The organism is Modestobacter sp. VKM Ac-2982, assembly GCF_026967935.1.
GTDB lineage: Bacteria > Actinomycetota > Actinomycetes > Mycobacteriales > Geodermatophilaceae > Modestobacter.
On sequence record NZ_JAPVBL010000001.1, the window covers coordinates 726,082 to 751,869 of the forward strand.

A 25,788-nucleotide genomic window follows, 5' to 3' on the forward strand; every position below is an offset into this window, starting at 1 on the left:
GGCAGCGTCAGCAGCGTCGTTGGTGACGCCGATCCGGGCGACGGCGGCGTCGGCCGCGTCGTTGGTGACCCCGATCCTGCCCACGGCAGCGTCAGCAGCGTCGTTGGTGACGCCGATCCGGGCGACGGCGGCGTCGGCCGCGTCGTTGGTGACCCCGATCCGGGCCACGGCAACGTCGGCGTCGGCGCGGATGACGTCGATGCCGGCGATCGCCACCTCGGCCCGGTCGGCGATCCCTTCCATCCGATCGACGAGCGCACCGACACGCTTCAGCAGCTGTTCGGCCTCGCCGAGGGCGCCCGCCACCCGGGGCAGCAGGGCGAGGGCCTCGGTGACGCCGTCACGGAGACCCTCGGCGGCGTGCAGCACGTCCGACGGGCCGGGGAAGGGCAACTTCACGGCCAGAGGCTACGGTCCTGCGGGTCGGCCTGCCGGTCGAGCCGTCCTTCCGCTGCGACCGATCCGTTCGTCCCCCGCGCGTCCGGCTGGGCGGGTGGTCGACCGCCCGTATCGTGGAGCGGTCGCACCGGCGGCGGTCTGCGACCGCCCGGGGCGGGACGACCGGGCAGCGAGCGGCTGCCGACAACGACGATGGGATGTCGACGCCGGTGGCGGATCAGCCGACGCGGGACGGGGCCGACGGCGGTCCCCGACGCGACGACCGGTCGACCGGCGCCGGCCCGCCTGCCTCTGGGCACGCCGGGGACGGCCCGGCCGCGCCGCTGACCGTCGCCGAGTTGCTCGCCCGCTCGGGCACCGGGGTCCGCCGGCGACGGGCGGACCGCCGGGAGGCCGGTGAGCTCACGGGCCGTCAGCAACCGGTCGACGACGCCGGGACCCCGCTGTGGCAGCCCGGTGTGGACAGGGACGACGCACCAGCACGGCCGGGCGGCCCGGCCTCGTCCGACGGACCCGGTCCCCGGGGTGGCTGGCGGGACCGCCCGCAGCCGTCCGTCGTCCCCTCGCCGCAGGTGCTGCCGACCGGCTGGCAGCCGGCGATGCCCGCACCCGTCTCCGAGCCGGAGCCCGCCGCCCCGACCGACGAGCCCGGCGTCCGGGTCGCCCGCCCGCCGGCCGCCCCGCCCGGGTCCCGCAGGCACCTTCCTCCGGCCGAGCGGGCCACGCCGACGGCGGGGCGTCGCCCCCCGGTCCCCGCCGCCACGCCGAACGGGCCCGGCTCGCCCACCCCCGGCGTCCCGGAGAGCCCGAGGCCGCCGGCCGGCAGCAGGCCGGCCGCGGCACCGTCCGTGCCCATGCCCTCACGGCCGGTCCGGTCGTCGGCGCCCGTGGCCTCCCCGACGCCACTCCCGGCACCGACGTCGTCCCCGCGGCCGGTGGGCCCGCCGCTCCCCCCTGTGGCACCACCGCAGTACTCGGTGCCGGTGCCCGGGGTCCGGCGCAGCCTGCCGGTGCCACCCATCCCCGGCCGGGACGTACCCGTCGGCGCGACGGTCGCCGATCTGCCCACGCCCCGCCCACCTGCCGGGCCGCTCCGCCGTCGGGTGACCCGGGTCGCGCTCGCGCTGGTGGCCCTGTTCGGCCTGGTGGCCGTCTACTACGTGGGCCTCTACTTCTACGCCGACCACTCGATCGGCCGGGTCGACGCGCTGGTCACCGACGGCCCCGAGGTGCTGGCCCCGCAGCTGCAGGAGACCTCGTCGACCTACCTGGTGGTCGGCACCGGCCTGCCCGGGCGGAGTGGGCTGCCTGCGGTCAGCACCGTGGTCGCGCACGTCTCCGCCGACGGCGAGCAGGCCGTGCTGGTCAGCGTGCCGCCCACGGCACTGTCCGACACCCCCGTCTGCCAGACGACGGACGGCGATCTGCGTCAGCCGCAGACCGAGCCGTTCGCCGCCGCCCTGCTCGACGGCGGTCCCTCCTGCCTGGTCCGGTCGGTGCAGCAGCTGACCGGCCTGCGGGTCGACCACTACGTGTCCGTCGACCTCGCCCGGCTGCCCGGCATGGTCGAGGCGCTCGGCGGGGTCCCGGTCTGCCCGGGGACGGGTGGCCTCCAGCTGGCCGGCGCCGAGGTGACCGGCTTCCTGCAGCCCGCCACCGGGACCGACGTCACCGGCGCAGCGGTCGCCGAACGCGAGCAGCGAGTGCTGATCTCGGCACTCGACTCCGCGCTGGCGGACAGCACGCTGGCCGACCCGCTCACCCTGACCCGCTTCCTCTCCCGGGCAGGGGACGCGTTCACCGTGGACGCGGAGACGACGCTGGGCGACCTCCGGACCTTCGGGGCCACCCTGGGCGAGCTGTCCGGCGGCGCGATCGAGCGCACCGGGCTCCCGGTCGCCGAGGTGGGCCACGTGCCCAGTGGCAGCGACCAGGCGGTGGTCGTCGTCGACGCCGCCGCGACCCGGCAGCTGTTCGACTCGGTGATCGAGACCGGCCTGCTGCCCGTCCCGGCCGGCGCTGGCGTCGCCGACGCCGCGGCGACCGACCCCGCGCCCGCCGAGCCGGCGCCGGTGGTCGACCCGGTGCCCGAGGGGACGACCGTCTCCGTGGAGCCGGCCGGGGTGACGCTGGACGTGCTGGACGGCTCCGCTTCCGGGCGCACCGGCGAGGTGGCCGACGGCCTGGCCGCCGCGGGGTTCCGGGTCGGTGCCCGGGGCGTCGAACCGGCGACCGTGGACCGCACCGTGGTCCGGTACGGCCCGGCGGCGCTGGAGCCGGCGCGCACGGTGGCGGCGGCCGTGCCCGGAGCCGTGCTGGTGGAGACCCCCCTCGTCGGCTCGGCGGTGCAGCTGGTTGTCGGGCCGGACTTCACCGGCCTGGCTGCCGTGGAGATCGGCACCCCGGTGCCGACGACAGCGGCCCCGGACCCCGCTGTCGCGGAGGCCGAGGCCGCATCGTCCTGCAGCTGAGCGGCGGGAGAGCCGCTCAGCGGAGCATCACCCGAACCGGCCGGAGATGTAGTCCTCCGTCGCCTTCTCGTCGGGGTTGCTGAAGATCTTCTCGGTGGGGTTGTACTCGATCAGCCGGCCGGGCTGCCCGACCCCGTTGAGGTTGAAGAACCCGGTGGTCTCGCTGACCCGCGCGGCCTGCTGCATGTTGTGCGTGACGATGACGATGGTGAACTGCTCCTTGAGCTCCATCATCAGGTCCTCCACGGCCAGCGTGGAGATCGGGTCGAGCGCGGAGCACGGCTCGTCCATCAGCAGCACCTCCGGCTGGACGGCGATGGCCCGGGCGATGCACAGCCGCTGCTGCTGACCACCGGAGAGCCCCGACCCCGGGCGGTTCAGCCGGTCCTTGACCTCGTTCCACAGGTTCGCGCCCTTGAGGGAACGCTCCACCAGGCCGTCCATGTCGCTCTTGCTGGTCTTCTTGGCGTTCAGCCGCAGACCTGCTGCGACGTTGTCGTAGATCGACATCGTCGGGAACGGGTTCGGCCGCTGGAAGACCATGCCGATCTGCCGGCGGACGTCGACCGGGTCGACGTCGGAGCCGTAGAGGTCCTGCCCCTCGATGACGACCTTCCCCTCGACGCGGGCGCCGGGGATCACCTCGTGCATCCGGTTGAGCGACCGCAGGAAGGTGGACTTGCCACACCCCGAGGGCCCGATGAGGGCGGTGATGCTGCGCGGCTCGATGGACAGGTTGACGCCTTCCACGGCCTTGAAGTTGCCGTAGTAGATGTCCAGGTCCGAGACGTCGATGCGCTTGGCCACGTGGTGTTCCTCCGGGTTCCGGGTCAGCGACTGGTCTTGGGGGCGAAGAGGCGGCTGATCAGGCGGGCGACCACGTTGAGGCCCATGACCAGCATGATGAGGACCAGGGCGGCTGTCCAGGCCCGGTCGATCGCGTTCTCCGGCGGCACGCCCGGTTGGGTGAGCTGGTAGTAGGCGTACACCGGGAGGGTCGCCATCCGCCCGTCGAACGGGTTGAAGTTCAGGGCGTTGGTGATGCCGACCGTGATCAGCAGAGGTGCGGTCTCACCGATCACCCGGGCGATGGCCAGGGTGACACCGGTGGCGAGGCCGGCGATCGCGGTCGGGATGACCACCTTGAGGATCGTGCGCCACTTGGGCACGCCCAGGGCGTAGGCGGCCTCGCGGAGCTCGTTCGGGACGAGCTTGAGCACCTCCTCCGCCGAGCGGACGATCACCGGGATCATCAGCACCGACAGGGCCACCGCGCCCATGATCCCCAGCCGGACCCCCGGGCCGAAGATGAGCACGAACAGCGCGTAGGCGAACAGGCCGGCGACGATCGAGGGGATGCCGGTCATCACGTCGACCAGGAAGGTGATCGACCGCTTGAGCCGGCCGGAGCCGTACTCCACCAGGTAGATCGCGGTCATCAGGCCGATCGGCACCGAGATCAGCGTGGTCAGCAGCGTGATGATCAGCGTGCCCATGAGCGCGTGGTAGGCGCCACCGCCCGGTCCGATGATCCCCTGCAAGGAGGCGGTGAAGAACTCGCCGTCGAAGCGCTCCGCACCGCGGCGGACCACCTCGTAGACCAGCGAGACCAGCGGCACCATGGCGATGCCGAAGGCGCTGATCACCAGGCAGGTGACCAGCCGGTCGACGGCCTTGCGCGGCCCTTCGGTCACCCGGGACAGCACGTAGGTGCCCAGCGTGCCGAGCACCACCGTGTAGATGACGAACAGCACGATGTTCCAGCTGGTCAGCAGCCCGATCCCCAGCGCGAGGACGGCGGCGGCACCGAACACCGCCCACGGCACCCACGGCGCCTGCTTCTCGTGGCCGCCCAGGGGGTTGGGGGACGACGCAGAGGTGTCCGGTCCGGCGCTGGACTGCTGGGTGGAGGTGCTCATCAGTTCGCTCCGGAGAAGTCGGCGCGGCGGTTGACGACCCACCGGGCGAGCATGTTGACCAGGAGGGTGATCACGAAGAGCGCGAGCCCGCTGGCGATCAGGGTGTTGACGGCGAGTCCGGTCGACTCCGGGAACTGCAGGGCGATGTTCGCCGCGATCGTCTGCGGGTTGGCGCTGGAGATGAGCGCCCAGGTGATCCCCGCGGCCGAGCCGGACAGGATGATCGCCACGGCCATCGTCTCGCCGAGGGCGCGCCCCAGGCCGAGCATCGAGCCGCCGATGACGCCGGACTTGCCGTAGGGGATGACCGCGATCTTGATCATCTCCCAGCGGGTGGCGCCCAGGGCGAGGGCGGCCTCGGTGTGCAGCGTGGGCACCTGGCTGAAGACCTCGCGGGAGATGGCGCTGACGATCGGCAGGATCATCACCGCGAGCACCAGCCCGATGGTCAGCATGGTGCGGCCGGTCGAGGAGACGGGCCCCGCGAAGAACGGCAGGAAGCCGAGGTTCTCCTCCAGCCACCGGTAGAACGGCACCAGTCGGGGGGCGAGCCAGAAGATGCCCCAGAAGCCGTACACGATGCTCGGGATCGCGGCCAGCAGGTCGACCACGTAGCCCAGTCCGGCGGCCAGCTTGCGCGGCGCGTAGAAGGTGATGAACAGCGCGATCGCCACCGCCAGCGGGGTGGCGACCAGCAGGGCGATCACCGCGGAGAGCAGCGTGCCGAAGACCAGGGGGCCGATGTAGGAGGCGAGGCCACCGTCACCGGAGATCTCGTCCGCCGACGCCGTCAGCGCCGGCACCGACTCGCTGATCAGGAAGAGGGCCACCCCGGCCAGGATGACCAGGATGAGGATGCCGGCGCCCTTGGCGCTGCCCGCGAAGATGCGGTCGCCGGGCCGGCTCTTGGGCTGCTGGGCGGGTGGTGCGCTGGTGGTGGAGGTCACCGATCGCTCCGGGGGGCTCGTACTGCGGGGTGCTGGGAGGCGTGCAGTGGATCACGCGCCACGGCGGCCCGGGGTGTCCGGGTGGACACTCCGAGCCGCCGCAGCGCGCTGGTGACCGGCTCGATCAGCCGGCGGCCGTGATCGCGTCGATCGCGCTCTGCGCCTGCTCGCGCAGGGTGTCGGAGATCGGCGCGCTGCCCGCGGCGTCGGCCGCGGCCTGCTGGCCCTCCTCGCTGACCACGTAGGTCATGAAGTCCGTGACCAGGTCGGCGGTCTCCTGGTCGTCGTACTCGATGCAGCCGACGTGGTAGCTGATCAGGACGATCGGGTAGTTGCCCGACTCGGTGGTGTCGCGGGCGAGCTCCACGGCGAAGTCGTACTCGCCCCGGCCCTCCAGCGTCTCCGAGTTCTCCACCACGGCAGCGGCGGCCTCGGCGGTGGGCTCGACGAACTCCTCGCCGACACCGATGTTGGCCACGCCCAGGTCGCCGGCCTGGCTCAGGTCGGCGTAGCCGATGCTGCCGTTGCCGGCCGTGACGGCGCTGATCACGCCGGACGTGCCCTGGGCGGCCTCGCCGCCGGAGACGGGCCAGTCACCACTGGCCTCGTGCGGCCACGCGTCGCCGGCCGCGGCGACCAGGTACTCGGTGAAGTTCTCCGTGGTGCCGGACTCGTCACTCCGGTTGACCGGGGTGATCGGCAGGTCCGGGAGGGTGGCGTCCGGGTTGTCGGCCGCGATCGCCGGGTCGTTCCAGTTGGTGATCTGCTGGTTGAAGATCCCGGCCACGACCTCGGGGGAGAGGTTCAGCTCGTCGACGCCCTCGAGGTTGTAGACGACGGCGATCGGCGCGATGTAGTTCGCCAGCTCGAAGATGCCGGACTCGCCGCAGCGCTCCTCGGCCTGCGCGAGCTCCTCCTCGTCCAGCGCGGCGTCCGAGCCGGCGAAGTCGGTGCCGCCGGCCAGGAACTGCTCGCGGCCACCGCCAGAGCCGACCGGGTCGTAGTTGACCGTGACGTCGGGCTGGACGCTCGAGTAGCCGGCCGTCCAGCCCTGCATGGCCGCCTGCTGGCTGCTGGCGCCGGCGCCGACGAGGGTGCCGCTGAGCTCCCCGCCGCTTTCGCCCCCGGAAGCGGTGCCCGAACCGGTCTCCTCGTTCGAGGCGCCGCACGCGGCGAGAGCGAGGGTGGCGGCGAGCGCTGCGGACACGGCCGCGGTGCGCGTCGTGGTGCTGAGCTTCAACTCAGTGGCCTTTCGACTGGTGTGTGCCCGGACGTCGAAGCCGGGCAGGGAAGATCGAACGACCAGGACGCTAAGCAGCGCAGATGGACGGATCCGGGTGGCTCGATGAACGCCGGGTGAACGCGGACTGAGACTTGGCCCACGAATCGACAGACGGTGTACGTCCAACGGGTGAACCGCCGCGTGGCGGGGTGCCGACGGGTGGTCCGAGGTCCCCGACGAGCGGTGCAGCAGGGCCGTTCAGGGCGAGGGCGTGCGCCGCCAGGAGACGTCGACGGCGTGCCGGGTGAACCCGCTCCGCTCGTACAGCGCGACGGCGGCGGTGTTGTCCTCCTCGACGTAGAGGAGCACAGCGGACAGGCCGGCGGCGCGCAGGTGCGCCAGCCCGGCATCGGTCAGGGCCCGGCCCAGCCGCATCCCCTGCGCGTCCGGGTCGATGCCGAGCACGTAGACCTCGCCGATCGGCTCGTCGCCGACGTCGCCGGCCGGGTGCACCTTGGTCCAGTGGAAGCCGAGCAGTCGGGGCCCGTCCGGCTCGTCCCGCCAGGCCAGGAAGAACCCGGCCGGGTCGAACCAGGCCTCCCCCTCGCGCAGGGCGAGGTCGCCGCGGGTCCACCGGCCCTGCTCGGGGTGGGAGGCGAAGGCGCGGGAGTTCACCCGCAGCCAGGCGTCCTCGTCGGTGCCCGGCCGGAAGGTCGTGACGGACACCCCGGTCGGCAGCTCGAGCCGCGGGTCGGGGTCGACCCCGTCCAGCGGACGGCGCATCTGCAGCAGCACGCGCGCCCGGTCGTAACCGCGGCCGCGGGCGAGCTCGGCCGACCCGGGCAGCTCGCCGTGCGCCCACACCCGCAGCGGGCGGTCGGCGGCGAGCTCCTCGAGCCGGGCGACCAGGGCGGTGCCCACGCCGCGACGACGGCTGCCCGGGGCCACGACCAGCTCGGCCTCGGCCTCCGGGTCGCCGGGCGGCAGCTCCAGCCGGGCATGGCCGAGGAGCGTGCCGGCGTCGTCCCGTGCGGTGAGGTCGACGCCACCGACCGGGCCGCCGTGCTGCAGTCGCAGCTCGGACTCCTCGGAGACCGGCCGCACCCCGTCGGCGGCCAGCGCTGCCTCGAGCAGGGCGCGGACCTCCTGCACGACCGCGGCGGGGAGCCGTTCGGTGACCTCGACCAGCACCGGGTTCAGCGGACCGTGGTCAGGAGAGCGGGACACCGGTCTCGACCGCCGCCACGTTGGCCGCGGCGGTCGCGTCGGCGACCTGCTGGTCGAGCTTGTAGCCGACGTTGCGGACCGTGCCGATCAGGGCCTCGTGCTCGGTGCCGAGCTTGGCGCGCAGCCGACGGACGTGCACGTCGACGGTGCGGGTGCCACCGAAGTAGTCGTAGCCCCAGATCTCCTGCAGCAGCTGGGCCCGGGAGAAGACCCGGCCCGGGTGCTGGGCGAGGTACTTGAGGAGCTCGAACTCCTTGTAGGTGAGGTCGAGCGGGCGCCCGCGCAGCTTCGCCGAGTAGCTGTGCTCGTCGATCACCAGCTCGCCGGCCTTGGTCACGCCGCCCTCCGACCCGTCGGCCGGCGCGGTGGCGGCCAGCCTGCGGGCGGTGGCCCACTTCAGCCGGGCGTCGACCTCGGCCGGGCCGGCGGTGTCGAGCACGACGTCGTCGACGCCCCAGTCGGCCGACAGGGCGACGAGGCCGCCCTCGGACAGCACCGCGACCAGCGAGGCGGCGACGCCCGTCGAGGCCAGCAGCGAGCACAGGGTCCGCGCGGAGACGAGGTCGTGCCGGGCGTCGACCAGCACGACGTCCCCGGCGTCACCGTCGAGCAGGCTGGACAGCTCGGGAGGCACGACGCGCACCTGGTGGGCCAGCAGCCCGAGTGCAGGGAGGACCTCCGTGGTGGCCTGACGGGCCGAGGTCATGAGCACGAGCCGCATGTCGTCTCCTCACTGGGCGCACCCAGGCCGTCGACGGCGCTGTCGAGGTGAGAGGGCAGGATAGCGGACGTGCGCCACCGTCCGGACGAACTGGTGAGGTACCGCACGACCGGGTCGTGTCCCGGCGACACGACCACCCCGGCACGCCCCGCGGTGCGGGCATCCTCTGCGAGGATCCCGGGGTGACGCAGGCCGCTCCGGACGCCCAGCTGTCCCCGGTCGCCCACCACCTCCCGGCGGCCGGCCTGGTCGTCGTGGTGACCGCGGTGGCCGTGGGGCTGCCCGCCGCGCTCGGCGACACCGGCTGGGTCGTCGCGGTGGCGCTGCTCCAGCTGGGCCTGGTCGCCGGATGGGTGGTCGCCACCGGCATCCGTGGCTCCCTGGGCTCCCTCGCCCTGGGGGGTGCCGCGGCCGTCGCGGCCGATGCGGCGGTGCTCCTCCCGGCCCGCCCGCAACTGGACTGGCTGCTGGCGGTCCTCGGCCTGGGGTTCCTGGCCGCCGTCGTCCACCAGATGACCCGCCCGGCACCGCGCCGGTACCTCGTCGCGTCACTGGCCGGGGTCGCCCTGCTGCTGTGCTCGGTCTGTGCGCTGGCGGTGCTGCTGGGGGTCGCCCGGCTCGAGGCCGGGTCGCAGGCGCTGGAGACGGCGGTCCTGGTGGTCGGTGCCGCGCTGCTGGTCGGTCATCTGGTCGACGTCGTGCTGCCCCGCCCGGAGATCGCCCCTGGCGTGCCCCGCGGCCTGCTCGGCGTCGTCCTCGCTGTGCTGGCCGCCACGGGGGTCGCCCTGCTGGACCGGGGGAGCGACGCGCTGATCGACGTCCTCTCGGCGGCCATCTACGGCGCGGCCCTGGGCGGGGCGGCCGCGCTCGCGGCGCTGAGCGCCTCCTACGTCGCGGCCGAGCGCGGTGAGGGGAGCTGGGCGCTGCCGGTGGTGCAGGCGGTGCTCCCGCTGGCGGTCGTCGCCCCGGTGGCCTATGCCCTCGCCTCGTACGGCACCGGCTGAGCGGCAGGGGAGACTCGAGGCGTGAAGGCACTGCTGATCGTCCTGCTGCTCGCGCTCGGCCTGCTGGTCCTGGTCGACCGGGTCGGCGTCACCGTCGCGGAGGGGCAGGTGGCCGACCAGGTGGCCGAACGGGGTGGGCTGGCCAGTGCGCCGGACGTCGACATCACCGGGTTCCCGTTCCTCACCCAGGCGCTGTCCGGCCGCTACGACGAGGTGCGGATCAGCCTGACCGCCGAGCAGCTCGGCGAGCCGGCCGGCACCCGGGCCGACGTGTCGCTGTTCGGGGTGCAGGTGCCCTTGTCCGACGCGGTCTCCGGCTCGGTCCAGGAGATCCCGGTGGAGCAGGTCGACGGGACGGCGACGATCTCCTACGTGCTGCTCGCCCAGCAGCTCGGCGGTGACACCCGGCTGCGGCCCGACGGCGACCGGTTGCGCATCGACCGCACGGTCGACCTCCTCGGCCTGGAGGTCCCGGTCACCGCCCGGGGGACCGTCTCCCTCGACGGGCAGGACCTGGTGGTCGACGTCGACGACGCGGCGGCCGCGGGCGTCGACGTCCCCGGCTTCGTCCTCGACGGGGCGGCGGACGTGCTCGACTTCCGGTACCCCGTGCCGGAGCTGCCGTTCGGGCTCGAGCTGACCGGGGTCGACCCCCGGGACGACGGCGTCCTGGTGCAGGTGTCGGCGACCGACACGGTCCTGAGCGGCTGATCGGTGCTGAGCGACTGATCGGCCGGAATGCTCCCGGGGGTGCACCCGTTGCCCCTCAGGTGACCACGACGATCCCCACGGCCGAGGCCGCTGCCGCCCTGGCGGGTCTCGGCGTGCGCCCGGCGGAGGCGGAGCTCACCGCGGTCCAGTTCTCGACGGCCTTCTGCGGTCCCTGCCGGGCCACCCGCGCCCGGCTGCAGCGGTTGCAGGCCACCCGGCCCGGGTTGTCGCACGTGCACGTGGACGCCGAGAGCCACCTGGACGCGGTGCGGGCACTCGACGTCCGGGTCACCCCGACGCTGATCTGGCTGGACGCCGCGGGGGCGGTGGTGGCCCGCAGCACCGGCGCGCCTGGGTCGGCGGAACTGGCCGCTCTGGTGGACGCGCACCTGGGGTCGTGACGGTGATCCGCTACCCTCGCGCCGTGGGCCCCCTGCTGACCTCGCGCCGCACAGTCGACCTGTGCCGCGTCGGCAGCACCCGCTGTCCGGCCTGCTGAGGCCGCACCCCGCGCGGAGACCCCGTCCCGCGCCGCTCTCCGCACGCCCTGGCCGACCTCCGCCGGATGTGCCGCTCCGGTGGACCCCCGCTCCGCGTTCCCGCACGGGATCCGCACCGCACGACGTCCGCACCATCCGCCCGAACTGATGGAGGAACCACACTCATGAGCCGTAGCGACGTGCTCGTCACCGCCGACTGGGCCCAGGAGCACCTGGGTGACCCGGGCATCGTCTTCGTCGAGGTCGACGAGGACACCAGCGCCTACGACGGCGGCCACCTCGAGGGTGCCGTCAAGCTGGACTGGAAGACCGACCTGCAGGACCCGCTGCGCCGTGACTTCGTGGGCCGTGAGGCGTTCGAGGCGCTGCTGTCCTCGCGCGGCATCGGCAACGACGACACCGTGGTCCTCTACGGCGGCAACAACAACTGGTTCGCCGCCTACGCCTACTGGTACTTCAAGCTCTACGGGCACCGCGACGTGAAGCTGATCGACGGTGGCCGCAAGAAGTGGGAGCTCGACGGCCGCCCGCTGTCGAAGGAGACCGTGGCGCGCCCGGCCACCACCTACCGCGCCAGCGAGCCCGACCTGTCGATCCGTGCGTTCCGCGACGAGGTCGTGGCCTCGATCGGCAGCAAGAACATCATCGACGTGCGCTCGCCCGACGAGTTCTCCGGCAAGATCCTCGCCCCGGCACACCTGCCGCAGGAGCAGGCGCAGAAGGGCGGGCACGTCCCCACGGCGATGAACATCCCGTGGAGCAAGGCGGCCAACGAGGACGGCACGTTCAAGAGCGACGAGGACCTGGCCAAGCTCTACGCCGAGCAGGGCTACGACGAGGCCAAGCCGACCATCGCCTACTGCCGCATCGGCGAGCGCTCGAGCCACACCTGGTTCGTGCTGCGCGAGCTGCTCGGCAAGTCCGACGTCAAGAACTACGACGGCTCCTGGGTCGAGTACGGCTCGCTGGTCGGCGTCCCGATCGAGAAGTGAGCTGACATGTGCGGAGCCCCGAAGCAGGGCGGCAGCCTGGCCGGTGTCGACCTGAGCACCCAGACCGTCATCCAGGGGTCGGTGTGGCACGACGGCGCCCCGGTGGCCGGTGCGTACGTCCGGCTGCTGGACGCCACCGACGAGTTCACCGCCGAGGTGGTGACCAGCCCGGAGGGTGAGTTCCGGTTCTTCGCCGCGCCGGGTCGCTGGACGCTGCGCACCCTGGCGCCCGTCGGCCGGGCCGAGCGCCCGATCGACGCCGAGGTCGGGCTGAACGAGACGACCCTCGCGATCGACTGACGACCGACCTCGTCACGGGTCCACCAGCGCCCGCTCCGGCTACGGCCGGGGCGGGCGCTGTCGTCTCCGCCCGCCGCCCAGTCCCACCTGGTGCGGCAGCTGGACACCCTGCGCCGCGGACGACGGGCGTGGGTGATCGGTGACCCCGACGTCCCGCGCAGCTGGACCCACGTGCCCGACGTGGCGGCCACCCTGGTCGCGCTCGGTACCGACGACCGGTCCTGGGGCCGGGCGTGGCACGTGCCCAGCCCGGCGCCGCGCTCGCAGCGGCAGGCGCTGACCGACCTGGCCCGGGCGATGGGCGCTCCGCCGGCCCGGGTCAGCGGCGTCCCGTGGCCGGTGATGCGCGCCGCCGGGCTCGCGGTCCCGCTGATGCGGGAGATCGTGGCGATCCGGCACCAGTGGGACCAGGAGTTCGTGCTGGACGCGACCGAGACGACGGCGGTGTTCGGGCTGGCCGCGACGCCGTGGGACGACGTCGTCCGCGCCACCGTGGCGACGGTCCAGCCGGGGACGTCCGCCGGCTCGGCGAGCAGCGTCGAGGCCGGGAACGGTCGGCTGGGGCAGTAGCGCGCAGCTGCCCCGCTCCCGGTGCGCGCAGGGGACCCGGATTACCGTGACGGCATGGGTCTGTTCTCCGCCTGGGTGCTCATCACCCTCGTCGCGCTCGTCGCACTGGGCTTCGCTGCCTCGGCGTGGCGGGTCGCCCGCGCCGACCGTCCGGGGCGCGCCCGATGAGCGCCCCCGTCCCGCCCGGCCTGCCGAACGGGCCGGTCGCCGGCCCGACCGAGCTGCCGGTCCCGGACACCGTCGACGTCCGCGAGGGGCCCGAGGTGGCCCACGAGCTGCTGTCGGTGCTGCCGCTGCTGGGCGAGTGGCACGGCGAGGGGCAGGCCGCCGGCGCCGGCGGCGACCACCGCTTCGGGCAGTGGGTCCGGTTCGCCCACGACGGCCGCGACTTCCTCAGCTACGAGTCGCGCACCTGGCGGCTGTCCGGCGACGGCCAGGTGGCCGGCCCGGACCAGCGGGAGTCCGGCTTCTGGCGGCCCCGCGGCGAGGACGAGGTCGAGCTGCTGGTGAGCTCCCCGGCCGGCCTGGTCGAGATCTACGTCGGGACGGCCCGGACGACGACCAGCTGGGAGCTGGACAGCGACGTCCTGGCCCGCACCCCCGACCACCCCGACACCAGCCGGGCCAAGCGGCTCTACGGCATCGTCGACGGCGCCCTCCTCTACGCCGTCGACCGGGCGGCGGGCGACCAGCCGCTGCGCCCCACCATGTCCGCCCGCCTGGAGAGGATCCGCTGAAGCCCGTGACGCCGCCCGCCACCACCCCCCGTCAGGTCGCCGACCGCTACGTCGACGCGGTGTGCGACCTCGACCCGATCGTCGCCACCCAGCTGGGCACCCGCCCCGGTGACGACCGGCTGCCTGACACCAGCCCCACCGGCCTGGCCGCCGAGGCCGAGCTGATCCGGGCCACGCTCGCCGAGCTGGACCGGGTGCTGGCCGCCGACCCGTCCCTGGACGACGACCCGGTCGAGCGCCGCTGCGCCCGGCTGCTGCGGGAGCGGCTCACCGCCGCGCTGGACCTGCACGAGGCCGGCGAGGACCTGCGGGCGGTGTCCAACCTCTTCTCCCCGGTGCACTCCATCCGGCAGGTCTTCTCGATGATGCCGACCCGGACGCCGGAGGACTGGGCCGTCCTGGCCCGCCGGCTCGCCCGGGTGCCGGCGGCCTACCGGGGCTACTGCGAGTCGCTGAGCGCCGGGGCCGCGCAGGGTCTGTTCGCCGCGCCCCGGCAGGTGCACACCGTGGTCGGCCAGCTCGACGAGTGGCTGGCCGGCCCGTACTTCGCCGGGCTGGTCGCCCCAGGCCCCGACGAGGTGCGTGCCGAGCTGGACGCTGCCGCGGCCGCCGCCGACGCCGCGGTCGCCACCGTCCGCGACTTCCTCCGGGACACCTACGCTCCCCAGGCCGCAGGCACCCCCGACGCGGTCGGCCGGGAGCGGTACGCCCGCTTCGCCCGCTCGTGGAACGGCTCGGACCTCGGCACCGGCACCGGCCTGGAGGAGGCCTACGCCTGGGGCTGGGCCGAGCACCAGCGGATCCTGACCGAGCAGCGCGCCGAGGCGGAGAAGGTGCTCCCCGGTGCCACGCCCATGGAGGCGATGCGCTGGCTGACCGAGCACGGCGACGCCGTGGAGGGCGTGGAACCGGTGCGGCAGCGGCTTCAGGCGATGATGGACGAAGCGATCGAGGCCCTCGACGGGGTGCACTTCGACATCGCCGGCCCGGTGCGCCAGGTGGAGGCGATGATCGCCCCGCCGGGCAGCGCGGCGGCGCCGTACTACACCCGGCCGACCCAGGACTTCTCCCGGCCGGGCCGGACCTGGCTGCCGACGCTGGGCCGGGAGCGCTTCCCGCTGTGGGACCTCGTCTCGACCTGGTACCACGAGGGCGTCCCCGGCCACCACCTGCAGCTGGCGCAGTGGGCGTACGTCTCCGGCGACCTGTCGTCCTACCAGACCTCGCTGGGGTCGGTCGGGGCCAACGTCGAGGGCTGGGCGCTCTACGCCGAGCGGCTGATGGACGAGCTGGGCTTCCTGACCGACCCGGGCGCCCGGCTGGGCTACCTGGACGCGCAGCAGATGCGCGCCGTCCGGGTGGTGGTCGACATCGGCATGCACCTGGAGCTGCCGATCCCCGACGACGCCGAGGGTGCCGTCGCGGCACACCGTGGCGAGCCGTGGACGCCGGAGCTCGCGCGCGCCTTCTTCGGGGAGAACTGCGGCCGGGACACCGACTTCCTGGACAGCGAGCTCGTGCGGTACCTCGGCATGCCCGGGCAGGCGATCAGCTACAAGCTGGGGGAGCGGGCCTGGCTGGCCGGCCGGGAGGCCGCGCAGCAGGCGCGGGGTGCCGACTTCGACCTGAAGGCCTGGCACATGGCCGCGCTCTCGCAGGGCAGCCTGGGCCTCGACGACCTGGCCGCCGAACTCGCCCAGCTCTGACCCGCCAGCCGACAGAAATGGCCATTTCTGTCGGCTAGCGGTCGGGGGCGTCGGGTGGGGTGGGGTTGACCCGGTCGGCGTCCCAGGTCGTGCGCTGGCCGAACTCGGCCGGGGCGATCTCCAGGCCGTCGACGGCGAACAGCTCGGCGATGCAGGCGGCGCTGCCGCCGACGTAGGTGCTGACCAGGTCGATGTCGGTCACCACGCACCAGGCGCGGTCGGCCGGCCACCAGAGGTTGGCGCTCTGCTCGAACGGCTCGGCGGCCATGTTCTGCGCGGCCAGCTGGACCGGGCCGTTGATCAGCCAGTACTCCCGGTCGGGCAGGCTCAGCGTCGGGTGGTCGGTGATGACGGCGCCGCCCTGGGCCACGGCGAACCAGCAGACGTCCGGGGTCGTCGTCCAGCGGGAGAGCACCGAGACGAGTCGTTCGGCCACCGGCGCGGGGAGGTGCCCGCGGGCCGGGGCGCCGTGCCACAGCGGGGACTGGTCGTCGTTCTCGAAGTACTCCATCGCGCCGGTGACCGAGCCCCACTGCATCAGCGGGTGCACGGTGGTGCCGTTGGCGGCTGCGACGGAGGCCCAGGGGACCTCGACGTCGTCGTCCCCCACGTAGCGCACGGCCGGGTGGAAGACCCGGGCCACCGCCTCGAACGAGGAGGGGACCAGCGCGGCGACGGTCGCCGGCGTGGCAGACGCGGCGGACTCGGCCAGCCAGATGCCCGCAGACGTGTCCAGGGCGACGGAGCGGCCGGTGAACTGCATGCGGCGACACCTCCCCCGGACAACGGACAACCCCCGGGCTGCTCCGCGGCGCTGTACCCACCGTAGTGGGGAGCAGCTCGCGGGCCGACTGGACAACGTCGGCAGCCCGGGGGTCGGGTGACTGTCCGGTTCTCGCCTGCCGCCATCGACGGACGGGCGGGAGTGCCGTCGCTCAGGTGCTGTGGGTCTTCCACAGGTTCTGAACGGGCGGCCCATCTGGACGGCGGCTAGCGGACAGCCACCTCACGTGTCCTGTAAGTCATCAACTTCGGGACCACCTCCTCTCTCGTGTGCCACGACGGTACGACGCGGAGAAGAGCTCGGCAACGACCTTTTCTCAGGTGTCGGACGAGGGGCCGGCCTTGCGCCCGGGCGGCGGTGCGCCCTCCCAGCCTGGGTCGTGGGTGGCCTTGTCGTCGACGGTGCGGATCTCCCGCCCGTCCTCGGTCTGGTAGACGTCGGGCACGCCGTCCTGGTCGCGGTCCTCCGTCTCGAACGCAGCGATCCGGCGGTACCGGCGGTCGCGCGACTTGAGCAGGATCGAGGCCAGCAGGGCCGCGGTCAGGGTGCCGACCAGGACGCCGACCTTCACGTGCTCGTCGCGCAGCGAGCCCTCGCCGTAGGCGAGTGCACCGATGAGCAGGGAGACGGTGAACCCGATGCCGGCGAGCATGGCCAGGCCGATGACGTCGGGCCAGCCCAGCGACTCGTCCAGCTCGGCCCGGGTGAAGCGGGAGACCAGCCAGGTGGCGCCGGTGATGCCGATCGTCTTGCCGGCGACCAGGCCCACGACGATGCCGATGGCGACCGGGTCCGACAGCGACTCGACCAGCCCGGACAGGCCACCGATGGTGACGCCGGCGGCGAAGAAGGCGAACACCGGGACGGCGAACCCGGCGGAGATCGGGCGGATGCGGTGCTCGAAGTGCTCGGCCAGGCCCGGGCCCGCGTCCGGGCCGCCGGCGGCCTGGCTGCGGACGACCGGCACGGTGAAGGCCAGCAGCACCCCGGCGACGGTGGCGTGCACCCCGGACTCGTGCACCAGCACCCAGGCGATGACGGCGAGCGGGATGAGCAGCCACCAGGACCGGATCCGCTTCTGCACCAGGAACCCGAAGACGGCGAGCGGGATCAGCGACAGCAGCAGCGGCGTGATCGCCAGCTCGGAGGTGTAGAAGATCGCGATGACCGTGATCGCCAGCAGGTCGTCGACCACGGCCAGGGTCAGCAGGAAGGTGCGCAGCGCGGTGGGCAGGTGCGTGCTGATCACCGCGAGGACGGCGAGCGCGAAGGCGATGTCGGTGGCCGTGGGGATGGCCCAGCCGCGCAGCGCCCCATCGCCGGTGCCCAGGTTCACCAGCACGAACAGCAGGGCCGGGACCACCATGCCGCCGACCGCAGCGGCGACCGGGAGGGCCGCCCGTCGGGGGTCGCGCAGGTCGCCGGCGACGAACTCGCGCTTGAGCTCGAGCCCGACCACGAAGAAGAAGATCGCCAGCAGCCCGTCGGCCGCCCAGGTGCCGAGGGTGAGGTCCAGGTGCAGCGCCTCGGGGCCGACCCGGGTGTCGCGGAGCGACTCGTAGGACTCCGCCCAGGGGGAGTTCGCCCAGACCAGGGCGATCACCGTGCCCACCAGCAGCAGGGCCCCGCCGATGGTCTCCTTGCGGAGGATCGCGGCGATCCGCGTGGCCTCCGGGTAGGACCCCCGGCTGAACAGGCGGGTGGGTGTGGTCACGTGGCGGCTCCGTTGTGCAGGGTCGGGAAGAGAGTTGCCGACCAGACTTCCCGGCGCACCTCGATCGAGGCTACCGGGCCAGCAGCTCCCGCACCCGTCGGGACAACCCGGCGTCCCCGCGGGCTGCGTCGTCCAGCCGGGTGACCGTCGCGGCGCCGCGGATGCCCGAGAGCAGCCAGACGGCGTCGGCCGACCGCAGGTCCTCCACCGACCCCGGGGTCACGGCGGTCGGCCACCCGGCGGCCTCGGCCCGGTCGAACAGCCGGGCCTGGGTCGTCCCGGCCAGGATCCCGGTGTCCACCGGCGGGGTGTGCAACCGGCCACCGGCCGCCCAGACGACGGTCGAGGTCGGGCCCTCCAGCAGTCGGCCCTCCACCGAGGTGAGGACGACGTCGTCGGCGCCCACGGCGTGTGCGTGCCGCAGGGCGGCCATGTTCACCGCGTAGGAGAGCGTCTTCGCCCCGCCCAGCAGCCACGGGGCGGTGGCGCGCACGTCGGCGGGCACGCCGAGGGAGAGGCTGACCACGGTGATGCCCCGTTCCCGCTGCCGCAGGGTCTCGGCCGGCACCGGGGCCAGCAGGGCGAGCAGCGTCGGCGGCCCGTCGTCCCCGAGGCCGCGGGTGAGCAGCACCCGGCAGGCGCCCTCGACCTCGGCCGGCCAGTCGGCGACCCCGGCCGCCACCACGGCCCGGACGGCGTCGTCCCCGGGGTGGGCGAGCGCCATGATCGACGCCGAGCGGCGCAACCGGGCCAGGTGGGCGTCCAGGTGCGGGGTCGTCCCGCCGGTGACCAGCACCGACTCGAAGACGCCGTCACCCCGGCCGAGCCCCAGGTCGAACCCGGTCACCACCGGCTCGTCCGGCGCCACCACCGTCGCCGTGCCGTTCCGCCAGACCACGACCCGCGCGCTCGTCACGACGTCCACCCTGCCGCATCGGCGAACTAGGCTCGGCACCGTGTCCGGACCGGAGAGCGCGCCGCCGTTGGCCGCCGAGCTGCGGGCCCGTGGCCTGCGGCTGACCAGTCAGCGACAGCGGGTGCTGGCGGCCGTCGCGGCGCTGGAGCACGGCACCCCCGAGGAGATCGGCGCCCGGCTGCGGGCCGACGCCGGCCCGGACGGCGCGGCCCCGGACACCTCGACGGTCTACCGCACCCTGGAGCTGCTCGAGCGGCTCGGCCTGGTCTGGCACACCCACCTCGGCAAGGGCGCACCGATCTACCACGCCGCCCAGCACCCCCACCTGCACGTCGTCTGCCAGTCCTGCGGCGAGATCCACTCGGTCGACCCGGCGCTGCTCGACAGTGCTGCGGAACGTCTGAGCGCCCAGCTGGGTTTCACCCTCGACGTGGGTCACGTGGCGCTGTCCGGCACCTGTCGAGCCTGCGCGGAGAAGGAGAACGCATGAGGTCGTCCCTGCTGCAGCGCCCCGGTGCCGTCGCCCTCGACGTCGAGGGGGGCGGCTCGGTGGCGGCCCACTACGGCGAGCCGCTGCCCGAGCAGCGCCGGCTCGCCGAGGGCGCCGGGCTGGTCGACCGCAGCGACCGGGACGTCGTCGCCGTCCCCGGCCCGGACCGGCTGAGCTGGCTGCACGACCTGACCTCCCAGCACCTGCGCGAGCTGCCCGACGCGACCGGCACCGAGGCGCTGTTCCTCGATCCGAACGGCCGGGTCGAGCACCACGCCGTGCTGACCGAGCTGGCCGGCACCACCTGGGCCGACGTCGAGCCGGGCACGGGTGCGGCGCTGACCGGGTGGCTGCAGAAGATGCAGTTCATGCTCCGGGTCGAGCCCGAGCTGCGCACCGCAGGATGGGCCCTGCTGAGCCTGGTCGGGCCGCAGGGCGACGCGGTGCTCACCGCGGCCGGCTGGCCGGTGCCGGCGGCGGAGCACGCCGTGGTGCCGCTGGACGGTGGCGGCTGGGCGCGCCGGATGCCGGCGATCGGTGACGGGACGGCGGCGGTCGTCGACCTGTTGGTGCCGCGGGCCGAGGTGGCGGCACGGGCCGACGCCCTGCTGGCCGCCGGTGCGGTGCTCGCCGGCCTGGACGCCTACGAGGGGCTGCGGGTCGAGGCCCGCCGCCCGCGCGCCGGGATCGACTCCGACCACCGCACCATCCCCAACGAACTGGTCTGGCTGGACAGCGCCGTCCATCTGGACAAGGGCTGCTACCGGGGCCAGGAGACGGTCGCCCGGGTGCACAACCTCGGCCGCCCGCCGCGCCGCCAGGTGCTGCTGCACCTGGACGGGATGAGCGAGGTGCTCCCCGCGCCGGGCACCCCGGTCACCGCCGGCACGCGCGAGGTCGGCCGGGTCGGCAGCGTGGTGCGCCACCACGAGCTGGGCGTGATCGGGCTGGCGCTGGTCAAGCAGTCCGTGGCCCCCGATGCCGACCTGCGGGTCGGGGAGGCCGTCGCCGTCATCGACCCCGACGACGCCCCGGCGGCGCTGGACGACACCCGGGCGGCGGCCCGCGACCGCGTGCGCGCCGTCCGGTCTGCGACGATCGGCCGGTGAGCACTCCGGTCGGCGTCCAGGGCACCCTGCTGACCCTGGCACCGACCGGGGCGGAGTCGGCGAAGTCCGACGTCCCGGCGCTGCCGGTGACCGTCGAGGAGCTGGTCTCCACCGCCCGCGACTGCCGGGCCCTGGGTGCGGCGGTGCTGCACCTGCACGTCCGCGGCACCGACACCCGGCCGACGCTGGACCTGCCCCGGGTCCGCGAGGTCGTCGCCGCGGTCCGGGAGGCCACCGACCTGGTCGTGCAGCTCTCGACCGGCGGCGCGGTCACCGACCCGGCTGAGGCCCGGCTGGCGGTCCTCGACGCCGAGCCGGACGCCGCCTCGCTGTCGATGGGCACGGTGAACTTCGGCCGGGACGTCTTCTACAACCCCTGGGACCTGATCGTCGAGCTGCACACCCAGATGCAGCAGCGCGGGATCGTCCCGGAGTACGAGGTGTTCGACCTCGGCCAGCTGGCCACCCTCTCCCGGCTGCTCGACCGGCACGGGCCGCCCGCCGGCGGGCACGTGCACGTCGACCTGGTGATGGGCGTGCCCGGCGGGATGCCCGGCACGACCGCGGCGCTGGCCGCGTGCCTGCCGTTCCTCCCGCCCGGCGCCACCTTCGCCGCGACCGGCGTGGGGCGCACCTCGCTGCCGGTGATGCTGGCCGCGCTGTCGGCCGGCGGTCACCTGCGGGTCGGCATGGAGGACACGCTGACCTACGCCCCCGGCGAGCCGGTGCGCGGCAACGCCCAGCTGGTCGCCCGGGCGGCCGGCCTCGCCCGGATCGCCCAACGCCCGCCGCTCACCCCGAGCGAGGCCCGGCAGCTGCTGGGCATCACCCGCGTCCCCACCCCTGCGGAGGTCTCCCGATGACTGCCCCCAAGTCTCCTGCCGGCGGCGCCGGCGTCGACGAGCTGCTCGACCCGTCCTTCCTGGACGGCGTCCAGGAGCTGCCGATGACCGAGGTCCGCGCACTGCGGCACCGGGCCGAGCAGGAGGAGGTCAACCTCTCCTACACCCGGCGGCTGCTGCAGGGGCGGCTGGACATCGTCCGCCGCGAGCTGCAGCGTCGGGCCGAGCACGACGGCCGTTCGCTGGTCGACCTGCTGCCGGAGATCCTCTCGGAGAAGGGCCGCGGCCCCGCGCACGGGCTCGGTCGGCACCAGACCGTCCAGCCGACGTCCCCGGAGCAGTTCGAGACCTGGGTCAACGGGCTGGCACCGGGGGTCGACCTGTCCGACGTGCCGTCCCTGCCCGACGACCAGCTGGAGCAGGCAGCCCGGGCCCTGGGCGAGGGGGAGCGGACGCTGTCCGAGCGGCGCCGCGGGGTGCAGCAGGTGATGGACGCCGTCGCCGGTGAGCTGGCCCGCCGCTACCGCGAGGGCCTGGCCGACGTCGCGCAGCTGCTGGCCGACGAGTCCCGGCACCGCGCCTGATGCGGGAACAGCTGACCCGCTGGGCGGACGAGCCGGTCCTCGTCGAGGTCTGGCGCGCCGGCTTCGGCGTCGACGTGCTCGAGTCCGTGCACCGCGGGGCGCTGGTCGTGCTGGGCGTCGACGGTGCGCCGCTGCTGGAGGTCGGGGACGTCACCCGGCCGGTGCTGCCGCGCTCGTCGAACAAGCCGGTGCAGGCCACCACCTACCTGCAGGCGGGGTGGCAGCCGCGGGACGACCGGGAGCTGGCGATCGCGGCCGCCTCGCACAGCGGTGAGGACGAGCACCGGACACTGGCCGGCGAGCTGCTCGCCGCCGCCGGGCTGGGCCCCGACGACCTGGGGTGCCCGCCGGCGCTGCCGCAGCACGAGCGCACCCGCGCCGACTGGCTGGTGGCCGGCCGGTCGCCGGAGCGGCTGGCGATGAACTGTTCGGGCAAGCACTCGGCGATGCTGGCCGCCTGTGTGGCGGCCGGCTGGCCGACGGCCGGGTACCTGGACCCGGGACACCCGCTGCAGCAGGCGATCGAGGCGCGGCTGGGCGAGGCCGCGGGTGAGCCGGTCGCCGCGGTCGTCGTCGACGGGTGTGGCGCACCGCAGCACGCGATCTCCCTGACCGGCCTGGCCCGCGGCGTGCTCTCACTGGTGCAGGACGAGCCGGGGACGCCGGGCCGCCGGGTCGCCGACGCGATGCGCGCGCACCCCTGGCTGGTGGCCGGCACCGGTCGGGAGGACACCGAGCTGATGCAGGCCGTGGACGGCCTGCTGGTCAAGGGCGGAGCCGACGGGGTGCACGTGGCGGCGCTGCCGGGCGCCGGGGCGGTGGCGCTGAAGCTGGACGACGGTGGCGACCGTGGCCGGGCGCCGGCGCTGGCCGCCGGGCTGCAGCGGCTGGGGGTGCCGGCCGAGACGCTGGCCCGGTGGCTGGTCACGCCGGTGAACGGCGGCGAGGGCGTGGTGGGCGAGGTCCGGGCAGCCGCCGTCCTCGGCTGAGCCAGTTGCTAGCAGTCCGCTTGCAAGAGCTAGCACGCTGGGCTAACGTGGGGCTGTGCAGCGACCCACGGAGTTCGTCCGGGACCAGGTGACCGCCGTCCGCGAGAGCGTCGCGACGGCGGCTGCCGAGGCCTCGACGGTGAACACGACCGTCAGCTCCTCGGTCGGTGAGTTCATCCGCAACCAGCGCAACGCCGCCCAGGTGTCGCTGCGCGAGCTCTCCCGGCTGGCTGGCGTGAGCAACCCCTACCTGTCCCAGGTCGAGCGCGGGCTGCGCAAGCCCTCCGCCGAGATCCTGGCGCAGATCGCCCGCGGCCTGAAGATCTCCGCGGAGACGCTCTACGAGCAGGCCGGGATCCTCGACCGGCGGTCGGGGACGGCGAGCACCGTCGCCGCCCTGCGGGCCGACGAGGCGCTCTCCGAGCGGCACAAGGCCGTGCTCCTGGAGCTGTACGAGACCTACACCCGGGAGCACGCCGCACAGCTCGCCCGCGAGCAGGCGGCTGTGTCCTCAGCACCCGCCCCCACCACCGCACCCACCCCCACTCCCCAGGAGGAGACGGCATGAGCCGCACCGACACCCTGAAGCACCACGGCGAGACCTTCGTCCGCACCGGCCTGCTGGCCGCGCTCGGCGCCGGCGACGTCGCCGTCGACCGCGCCCGCACCGTCGTCGGCACCTTCCGCACCCGCGCCGAGGCGCTGCCCGGCGAGGCCCAGGTGCAGGCAGACCTGGCCGGCAAGGAGGCGCGCACCCGCGTCGAGGCCGCCCGCGCCCGCGCCGCCCAGGCGGCGGCCGAGGCCCGGGTCCGCGCCGAGCAGGCCCGCGGGGTCGCCACCACCGTCCGCCCGGAGACCGTGCTGGGCACCGTCACCGGCCTCGTGGAGAGCGCCCGCACCCAGGCGCTCGGCGCGATCGAGGAGCTGGCCGGTCGCGGCGAGAAGGTCGTCGACGACCTCCGGACCCAGCCGGCGTTCCGCAAGGTCGTGGCCCGGACCGAGCGGGCCGTCGACGCCGTCGAGGACACCGTCGAGGACGTGCTCGAGGAGACCGGTGAGACCGTCGGGAAGGCCTCCGACGAGGTCACCTCGGTCGCGCAGAAGGCCAAGTCGCGCACCGACAAGGCCGTGGACGCCGCGCAGCAGGAGACCCAGGAGGTCGCTGAGCAGGCCAAGCGCAGCGCCCGGGACACCACCGCCCCGGCGAAGAAGGCCCCGGCCAAGAAGGCGGCCGCCAAGCGCACTCCCAAGGCCACCCCGGCGACCGTCGCCCCGGTCGAGTCGGCCGCCGACCCGCTGCCCGACCCGCTGGCCGTCCCGGCGAAGAGCACCGACGACGCCACCAGCTGATCAGGGCCCCCGGCCCCCGACCCGGGGCCTGAGCACCGCGCCCCGGCGCCCGCGACCGCGGGTGCCGGGGCGCGGTCGTCCCACCCCGAGGGGTCAGGGCAGCCCGTCTCGCGCGGGGCGAGGCGCCGCCGCAGGGCTCTGCGCGCCTATCCTGCTGGCATGGCTGGCATCGACGGGCTCATCAACCTCGTCGTCTTCTACGCGACCCTCGCCCTCGCGGTGTGGGCCTTCGTCGACGCGATCATCCGACCGGCGGCCGCGTTCGTCGCGGCAGGGAAGTTGAGCAAGCCCGGCTGGATGGCGATCACCGGTCTCGCGACGCTGCTCCTGCTCTGGCAGGGTCCGCTGAGCTTCCTGGGCCTGCCGGCCGTCATCGCCGCGGTCGTCTACCTGGTGGACGTCCGCCCTGCGGTGCGCGAGCTGCCCCGGGGCAACTCGAACTGGTGAGCCCACCGCCGCCGGACGGGGCGGCGGTCAGGCCCGGTCGTCGCGGGGCATGATGACCCACAGCACGAGGTAGGCGACGAACTGCGGGCCCGGGAGCACGCAGGAGACGACGAACGCCAGTCGCAGGCCGGTGCGGGAGAGTCCGTAGCGGCGGGCCAGGCCGGCGCACACGCCGGCGATGACCTTGTGCCGGGTGTCGCGGGTGAGCCGTCGGGATGCGGGAGCGGTCATGGCCCGACCCTAGGCCGACGGCCCGGCCGGTGCACTCTGCGGCGGTCAGCCGAAGATGCCGTCCGGCGGCGGGGGCGAGGGCTCGGCGACGGCGTCGGTCACCGGCACGGCCTGCCCGACGAAGCGGTCCAGCTCCGCGTCGCTGACCACCCGGGAGGGCATCGGGTCACCGGCGCACCGGCGGGTGAGGCCGGCGATCGGCAGCTCGGCCGCCGACGCGACCGCCACGGTGTTGCCGAACCGGCGCCCGCGCAGCGTGCCGGGCTCGGCCAGCAGGGCCACGTGGCCGAAGACGGCCCGCAGGGTCGCGGCCTCGGCGCGGGCGAAGCGCAGCGGCGGACCGTCGGAGACGTTCCAGGCCGTCGTGCCGCCGGGGCGCAGCACCCGGGCCACGTCGGTGGCGAACTCCACGGTGGTCAGGTGGGCCGGGGTGCGGGCGCCGGCGAAGACGTCGACCAGGACGACGTCGGCGCTGGCGTCGGGCAGCGCGGCCAGCCCGGCCCGGGCGTCGATTCCCCGGACCCGGACGCGGGCGTTCCGGGGCAGTGGCAGCTCGCGGCGCACCAGTTCGGTGAGCGCCTCGTCGAGCTCCATCACCCGCTGCGCGGACCCCGGCCGGGTCGCCGCCACGTAGCGGGGCAACGTCAGCGCGCCCCCGCCCAGGTGCACGACGTCCAGCGGCCGGCCGGGGTCGGCGACCAGGTCCAGCACGTGGCCCATCCGCCGCACGTACTCGAACTCCAGGTACGTCGGGTCGGTCAGGTCGACGTGCGACTGCGGCGTGCCGTTGACCAGCAGCTGCCAGGCGCCGTCCCGGTCGGCGTCCGCGAGCAGCTCCGCCGTCCCCCCGCCCACCTCGGTGGCGCCCGGCAGGGCGGTGAGGTGAGCGCGGTCGCGCCGGCCCAC

Annotated in this window: 28 protein-coding genes and 1 pseudogene; 17 read left to right on the forward strand and 12 right to left on the reverse strand. The window is 74.4% G+C overall.

The window, feature by feature from the left end:
* A pseudogene (locus O2W20_RS03620) lies at positions 1-399 on the reverse strand (hypothetical protein); the annotation flags it as partial.
* Between the two features lie 956 nt (positions 400-1,355).
* On the opposite strand from O2W20_RS03620, the gene O2W20_RS03625 reads away from it, so the two are divergent.
* Complete coding sequence (locus tag O2W20_RS03625) at positions 1,356-2,870, forward strand: LCP family protein (RefSeq protein ID WP_269170384.1); 1,515 nt, start codon at positions 1,356-1,358, stop codon at positions 2,868-2,870.
* A 27-nt stretch (positions 2,871-2,897) separates the two neighbouring features.
* Here the strand turns inward: O2W20_RS03625 and pstB are convergent, their stop codons facing one another.
* From pstB to O2W20_RS03655, 6 genes are all read right to left on the reverse strand, one after another.
* A complete protein-coding gene (gene pstB, locus O2W20_RS03630; protein ID WP_269170385.1) occupies positions 2,898-3,677 on the reverse strand; it encodes a phosphate ABC transporter ATP-binding protein PstB in 780 nt (259 codons plus the stop codon).
* A gap of 23 nt (positions 3,678-3,700) precedes the next feature.
* Positions 3,701-4,789, reverse strand: a complete 1,089-nt coding sequence (gene pstA, locus O2W20_RS03635) for a phosphate ABC transporter permease PstA (RefSeq protein WP_269170386.1) — start codon at positions 4,787-4,789, stop codon at positions 3,701-3,703.
* Positions 4,789-5,736, reverse strand: a complete 948-nt coding sequence (pstC, locus tag O2W20_RS03640; RefSeq protein ID WP_269170387.1) for a phosphate ABC transporter permease subunit PstC — start codon at positions 5,734-5,736, stop codon at positions 4,789-4,791. Before pstC ends, pstA begins: the two co-directional genes overlap by 1 nt.
* A gap of 124 nt (positions 5,737-5,860) precedes the next feature.
* On the reverse strand, positions 5,861-6,976 hold the full coding sequence (gene pstS, locus O2W20_RS03645; protein WP_269170389.1) for a phosphate ABC transporter substrate-binding protein PstS: 1,116 nt from the start codon (positions 6,974-6,976) through the stop codon (positions 5,861-5,863).
* Positions 6,977-7,216: 240 nt separating this feature from the next.
* Entirely contained in the window at positions 7,217-8,185 is a 969-nt protein-coding gene (gene mshD, locus O2W20_RS03650) for a mycothiol synthase (protein WP_269170391.1), read from the reverse strand.
* Complete coding sequence (locus O2W20_RS03655) at positions 8,169-8,906, reverse strand: winged helix-turn-helix transcriptional regulator (RefSeq protein ID WP_269170392.1); 738 nt, start codon at positions 8,904-8,906, stop codon at positions 8,169-8,171. The genes mshD and O2W20_RS03655 overlap by 17 nt, the downstream gene beginning before the upstream one ends.
* 182 nt (positions 8,907-9,088) lie before the next feature.
* Between O2W20_RS03655 and O2W20_RS03660 the strand changes: the two genes are divergently transcribed.
* The 8 genes from O2W20_RS03660 to O2W20_RS03695 all read left to right on the forward strand — a co-directional run bounded on the left by O2W20_RS03660 (position 9,089) and on the right by O2W20_RS03695 (position 15,426).
* A complete protein-coding gene (locus O2W20_RS03660) occupies positions 9,089-9,910 on the forward strand; it encodes a hypothetical protein (RefSeq protein ID WP_269170393.1) in 822 nt (273 codons plus the stop codon).
* A 21-nt stretch (positions 9,911-9,931) separates the two neighbouring features.
* Positions 9,932-10,621 carry an LmeA family phospholipid-binding protein gene (locus O2W20_RS03665; RefSeq protein WP_269170394.1) on the forward strand — a complete coding sequence of 230 codons (690 nt, stop codon included), beginning with the start codon at positions 9,932-9,934 and terminating at the stop codon, positions 10,619-10,621.
* A 59-nt stretch (positions 10,622-10,680) separates the two neighbouring features.
* On the forward strand, positions 10,681-11,022 hold the full coding sequence (locus O2W20_RS03670; protein WP_269170395.1) for a TlpA family protein disulfide reductase: 342 nt from the start codon (positions 10,681-10,683) through the stop codon (positions 11,020-11,022).
* Positions 11,023-11,285: 263 nt separating this feature from the next.
* Entirely contained in the window at positions 11,286-12,113 is an 828-nt protein-coding gene (locus O2W20_RS03675; RefSeq protein WP_269170397.1) for a sulfurtransferase, read from the forward strand.
* 6 nt (positions 12,114-12,119) lie between these two features.
* Positions 12,120-12,413 (forward strand): DUF1416 domain-containing protein, encoded by a 294-nt coding sequence (locus O2W20_RS03680; protein ID WP_269170398.1) that lies wholly within the window; start codon positions 12,120-12,122, stop codon positions 12,411-12,413.
* Between the two features lie 90 nt (positions 12,414-12,503).
* A complete protein-coding gene (locus O2W20_RS03685; protein WP_269170399.1) occupies positions 12,504-12,983 on the forward strand; it encodes a hypothetical protein in 480 nt (159 codons plus the stop codon).
* 164 nt (positions 12,984-13,147) lie between these two features.
* The gene (locus O2W20_RS03690; RefSeq protein ID WP_269170400.1) at positions 13,148-13,720 is read left to right on the forward strand and encodes an FABP family protein; all 573 of its coding nucleotides are present in this window, start codon (positions 13,148-13,150) and stop codon (positions 13,718-13,720) included.
* 5 nt (positions 13,721-13,725) lie between these two features.
* Complete coding sequence (locus tag O2W20_RS03695) at positions 13,726-15,426, forward strand: DUF885 domain-containing protein (RefSeq protein WP_269170401.1); 1,701 nt, start codon at positions 13,726-13,728, stop codon at positions 15,424-15,426.
* A gap of 34 nt (positions 15,427-15,460) precedes the next feature.
* Here the strand turns inward: O2W20_RS03695 and O2W20_RS03700 are convergent, their stop codons facing one another.
* The 3 genes from O2W20_RS03700 to O2W20_RS03710 form a co-directional block, all read right to left on the reverse strand.
* A complete protein-coding gene (locus tag O2W20_RS03700; protein ID WP_269170402.1) occupies positions 15,461-16,189 on the reverse strand; it encodes a hypothetical protein in 729 nt (242 codons plus the stop codon).
* 337 nt (positions 16,190-16,526) lie between these two features.
* Positions 16,527-17,924, reverse strand: a complete 1,398-nt coding sequence (gene nhaA, locus O2W20_RS03705) for a Na+/H+ antiporter NhaA (protein ID WP_269170403.1) — start codon at positions 17,922-17,924, stop codon at positions 16,527-16,529.
* A 70-nt stretch (positions 17,925-17,994) separates the two neighbouring features.
* Complete coding sequence (locus O2W20_RS03710) at positions 17,995-18,840, reverse strand: aminotransferase class IV (RefSeq protein WP_269170404.1); 846 nt, start codon at positions 18,838-18,840, stop codon at positions 17,995-17,997.
* Between the two features lie 40 nt (positions 18,841-18,880).
* Between O2W20_RS03710 and O2W20_RS03715 the strand changes: the two genes are divergently transcribed.
* The 8 genes from O2W20_RS03715 (at position 18,881) to O2W20_RS03750 (ending at position 24,651) form a co-directional block, all read left to right on the forward strand.
* Positions 18,881-19,330: a Fur family transcriptional regulator gene (locus O2W20_RS03715; protein ID WP_269159043.1), complete on the forward strand. Its 450-nt coding sequence runs from the start codon at positions 18,881-18,883 to the stop codon at positions 19,328-19,330.
* Positions 19,327-20,439: a CAF17-like 4Fe-4S cluster assembly/insertion protein YgfZ gene (ygfZ, locus tag O2W20_RS03720; protein WP_269170405.1), complete on the forward strand. Its 1,113-nt coding sequence runs from the start codon at positions 19,327-19,329 to the stop codon at positions 20,437-20,439. Before O2W20_RS03715 ends, ygfZ begins: the two co-directional genes overlap by 4 nt.
* Positions 20,436-21,302 (forward strand): 3-keto-5-aminohexanoate cleavage protein, encoded by an 867-nt coding sequence (locus O2W20_RS03725; protein WP_269170406.1) that lies wholly within the window; start codon positions 20,436-20,438, stop codon positions 21,300-21,302. The genes ygfZ and O2W20_RS03725 overlap by 4 nt, the downstream gene beginning before the upstream one ends.
* Positions 21,299-21,865: an RsiG family protein gene (locus O2W20_RS03730; protein ID WP_269170407.1), complete on the forward strand. Its 567-nt coding sequence runs from the start codon at positions 21,299-21,301 to the stop codon at positions 21,863-21,865. The genes O2W20_RS03725 and O2W20_RS03730 overlap by 4 nt, the downstream gene beginning before the upstream one ends.
* Positions 21,865-22,854 (forward strand): asparaginase, encoded by a 990-nt coding sequence (locus tag O2W20_RS03735; protein ID WP_269170408.1) that lies wholly within the window; start codon positions 21,865-21,867, stop codon positions 22,852-22,854. The genes O2W20_RS03730 and O2W20_RS03735 overlap by 1 nt, the downstream gene beginning before the upstream one ends.
* A gap of 55 nt (positions 22,855-22,909) precedes the next feature.
* Positions 22,910-23,422, forward strand: coding sequence for a helix-turn-helix domain-containing protein (locus O2W20_RS03740; protein WP_269170409.1), 513 nt, complete (start codon positions 22,910-22,912; stop codon positions 23,420-23,422).
* Complete coding sequence (locus O2W20_RS03745) at positions 23,419-24,204, forward strand: hypothetical protein (RefSeq protein ID WP_269170410.1); 786 nt, start codon at positions 23,419-23,421, stop codon at positions 24,202-24,204. The genes O2W20_RS03740 and O2W20_RS03745 overlap by 4 nt, the downstream gene beginning before the upstream one ends.
* Positions 24,205-24,363: 159 nt before the next feature.
* On the forward strand, positions 24,364-24,651 hold the full coding sequence (locus tag O2W20_RS03750; RefSeq protein WP_269170411.1) for a DUF2516 family protein: 288 nt from the start codon (positions 24,364-24,366) through the stop codon (positions 24,649-24,651).
* A gap of 27 nt (positions 24,652-24,678) precedes the next feature.
* On the opposite strand, the gene O2W20_RS03755 is transcribed toward O2W20_RS03750, so the two are convergent.
* Positions 24,679-24,882: a PspC domain-containing protein gene (locus O2W20_RS03755; protein WP_269170412.1), complete on the reverse strand. Its 204-nt coding sequence runs from the start codon at positions 24,880-24,882 to the stop codon at positions 24,679-24,681.
* A gap of 45 nt (positions 24,883-24,927) precedes the next feature.
* Complete coding sequence (locus O2W20_RS03760) at positions 24,928-25,788, reverse strand: spermidine synthase (protein WP_269170413.1); 861 nt, start codon at positions 25,786-25,788, stop codon at positions 24,928-24,930.